The organism is Variovorax sp. YR752 (genome assembly GCF_943372545.1).
In genome coordinates, this window is the sequence record NZ_CALRZC010000408.1 from 1 (window position 1) to 3235 (window position 3235).

Sequence of the window (3235 nt, forward strand, 5' to 3'; positions counted from 1 at the left end):
CGTCGGTGAAGTACTTGTTCTGGTAGTCGTAGGCGCCCTCGGGCGCGACGATGCGGATCACCGGCAGCGCGCGCGCGTTGTCGCCCTCGCCGAGCACCGGGCAGGTCAGCTCGTCGCCCTCGATGAACTCCTCGCACAGCACCACGTCGTCGTGCCTGGCGGCCAGGGCCACCGCGTCCTGCATCTGCGAGTAACCCTTGACCTTGGTGACGCCGATCGAAGAACCCTCGTGCGGCGGCTTGACGATCAGCGGCAGGCCGAGTTCGTCGGGCACCTGGATCACGCGCTCACGCGACTGCGCGTCGCGCGGCAACGTCACGTACTTCGGCGTCGGCAGGCCGACCGCCTGCCAGAGGCGCTTGGTCATCACCTTGTCGATGGCGATCGCCGAGGCCATCACGCCCGATCCGGTGTAGGGGATGCCGAGCAGCTCGAGCGTGCCCTGCACGGTGCCGTCCTCGCCGTGGCGGCCGTGCAGCGCGATGAAGCAGCGCGCGTAGCCATCGCGCTTGAGTTCGACGAGATCGCGTTCTGCCGGATCGAAGGCATGCGCGTCGACGCCCTGCGATTGCAGCGCGGCCAGCACGCCGCCGCCGGACATCAGCGAGATCTCGCGCTCGGCCGAGCTGCCGCCCATCAGGACGGCCACCTTGCCGAGGCTCTTCGGGTCCACTGTCGTGTTCATGCCGCGGCTCCCAGCAGTTCGACCACGTGCTGCGCCGTGCCGCCGATCGAGCCGGCGCCCATGGTGATGATCACGTCGCCGTCCTTCGCCTGTGCGGCGATGGACTGCGGCATGGCGACGATGTCGTCGACGAACACCGGGTCGACACGCCCGGCCACACGCAGCGCGCGGGTCAGCGCGCGGCCGTCGGCGGCGACGATCGGCGCCTCGCCGGCGGCATAGACCTCGGCGAGCAGCACCGCATCGGCGCTGCCCATCACCTTGACGAAGTCCTCGAAGCAGTCGCGCGTGCGGGTGTAGCGGTGCGGCTGGAAGGCCAGCACGATGCGCCGGCCCGGAAAGGCGCCGCGCGCGGCGGCCAGCACCGCGGCCATCTCGACCGGGTGATGGCCGTAGTCGTCGATCAGCGTGAAGCGCCCGCCGCCGCTGGCGTTCACCTCGCCGTAACGCTGGAAGCGCCGCCCCACGCCACGGAACTCGGCCAGCCCCTTCACCACCGGCGCGTCGGGCAGCTCCAGTTCGGTGGCCACCGCGATGGTGGCCAGCGCGTTGAGCACGTTGTGCTCGCCGGGCAGGTTCAGCGCCACCTCGAGGTCGGGCATGCGCACGCCGTTGCGGCGCTGCACGGTGAAGCGCATCGTGCCGCCTTCCTGCGCCTGCACGTTCACGGCGCGCACCATCGCGTCCTCGCCGAAGCCGTAGCTGATCAGCGGGCGCGAGATCATCGGCATGATCGAGCGCACGCCGGTGTCGTCGGCGCACAGGATGGCGGCGCCGTAGAAGGGCATGCGGTGGATGAAGTCGACGAAGGCCTGCTTCAGCTTCGCGAAGTCGTGGCCGTAGGTGTCCATGTGGTCGGCGTCGATGTTCGTGACCACCGCCATGATCGGCATCAGGTTCAGGAACGACGCGTCCGATTCATCGGCCTCGACGACGATGTACTCGCCCGAGCCGAGCCGCGAGTTCGCGCCGGCGGCGTTGAGCTTGCCGCCGATGACGAAGGTCGGGTCGACGCCGGCTTCGGCGAGCACGCTGGTGACCAGCGAGGTGGTGGTGGTCTTGCCATGCGTGCCGGCGATCGCGATGCCCTTCTTCAGGCGCATCAGCTCGGCCAGCATCACCGCGCGCGGCACCACCGGGATGCGCTTCGCACGCGCGGCGATCACTTCCGGGTTGTCGCCCTTCACCGCGGTGGAGGTGACCACCGCTTCGGCGCCGGCGATGTGCGCAGCGTCGTGGCCGATCTGCACGCGGATGCCCAGCGAGGCGAGGCGGCGCGAGGTGGCGCTGTCGCTCTGGTCGGAGCCCGACACCGCGTAGCCGAGGTTGTGCAGGATCTCGGCAATGCCGCTCATGCCGGCGCCGCCGATGCCGACGAAGTGGATGTGCTTGACGGCATGTTTCATGCGGCCACCAGTCTTTCGATCTCATCGGCGACGCGCGACGCCGCCTTCGGTTTGGCCAGTGCACGGGCCTTCGTTGCCATCGTGAGCAAGGCCTCGCGCGTCAGGCCGGAGAGAGTCTCGGCCAGCCGCTTGGGCGACAGCTCGGTCTGCGGCAGGTGAATGCCCGCGCCCTGCCCGGCCAGCCACATCGCGTTGTCGCGCTGGTGCGAGGTGGTGCTGACCACCAGCGGCACCAGCACCGCGGCCACGCCGGCGGCGCACAGTTCGCTGACCGTCACGGCGCCGGCGCGGCACACGATCACGTCGCAGTCGGCCAGGCGCTGCGCCATATCGTCGATGAAAGGCAGCAGTTCACCTTCCACGCCGGCGCGTTCGTAGCCAGCGCGCACATCGTCGAGGTTGTTGCTGCCGGTCTGGTGGGTGACCTGCGGGCGCTTCGCCATGTCGATCATGGCCAGTGCCTGCGGCACCGCCTCGTTCAGCGCCCGCGCGCCCAGGCTGCCGCCGACCACCAGCACACGCAGCGGCCCGCTGCGGCCGGCGAAGCGCTGTGCCGGTTCGGGCAGCGCCTCGATCTCGGCGCGTACCGGGTTGCCGGTGACCACCGCGTTCTTCACCTTGGCGGTCGCCGCGCCGTCGAAGCCGAAAGCGATGCGGTCGGCCACCGGCAGCAGCGCCTTGTTGCTCATCAGCAGCGCGGCATCGGCATTGACCAGCAGCAGCGGCTTGCCGAGCAGCGAGGCCATCAGCCCACCGGGGAAGCAGACGTAGCCGCCCATGCCGAGCACGGCGTTCGCCCGGCGTGCACGCAGGATGCGCAGGCAGCTCCAGAACGCCGCCAGCAACCGCAGGCCGCCGGTCATCGTGTGCAACAGGCCCTTGCCGCGCAGCCCGCTGAAGGTGATGTTGTCCATCGGGATTCCCGAGGGCGGCACCAGCTTGTTCTCCATGCCGTGCGTGGTGCCCAGCCAGCTCACCGTCCAGCCGCGCGCGAGCATCTCGCGCGCGACCGCGAGGCCGGGGATCACGTGGCCGCCGGTGCCGGCCGCCATCACCACGAGGTGGCGGCTCATGAGCGCCCCCCACGCATCAACTGTCGATTCTCGACATCGATGCGGATGACGATCGCCAGCGCGACCAGGTT

3 protein-coding genes are annotated in these 3235 nt (G+C 69.9%); all 3 read right to left on the bottom strand.

Annotation, left to right across the window (positions count from 1 at the left end; translation table 11 throughout):
• The coding region (locus AAG801_RS41180) for a D-alanine--D-alanine ligase (RefSeq protein WP_341893645.1) at positions 1 to 685 on the bottom strand (685 nt) is incomplete at its 3' end.
• Complete coding sequence (gene murC / locus AAG801_RS41185) at positions 682 to 2091, bottom strand: UDP-N-acetylmuramate--L-alanine ligase (protein WP_341893646.1); 1410 nt, start codon at positions 2089 to 2091, stop codon at positions 682 to 684. The genes AAG801_RS41180 and murC, both read right to left, overlap by 4 nt.
• The gene (gene murG / locus AAG801_RS41190) at positions 2088 to 3164 is read right to left on the bottom strand and encodes an undecaprenyldiphospho-muramoylpentapeptide beta-N-acetylglucosaminyltransferase (RefSeq protein WP_341893647.1); all 1077 of its coding nucleotides are present in this window, start codon (positions 3162 to 3164) and stop codon (positions 2088 to 2090) included. Before murG ends, murC begins: the two co-directional genes overlap by 4 nt.
• Positions 3165 to 3235: the final 71 nt, after the last annotated feature.

What these genes read in the sequence shown, in the direction of transcription:
- murC (WP_341893646.1), bottom strand. Translation starts at nt 2,091, where the DNA reads ATGAAACATGCCGTCAAGCACATCCACTTCGTCGGCATCGGCGGCGCC.
- murG (WP_341893647.1), bottom strand. Translation starts at nt 3,164, where the DNA reads ATGAGCCGCCACCTCGTGGTGATGGCGGCCGGCACCGGCGGCCACGTG.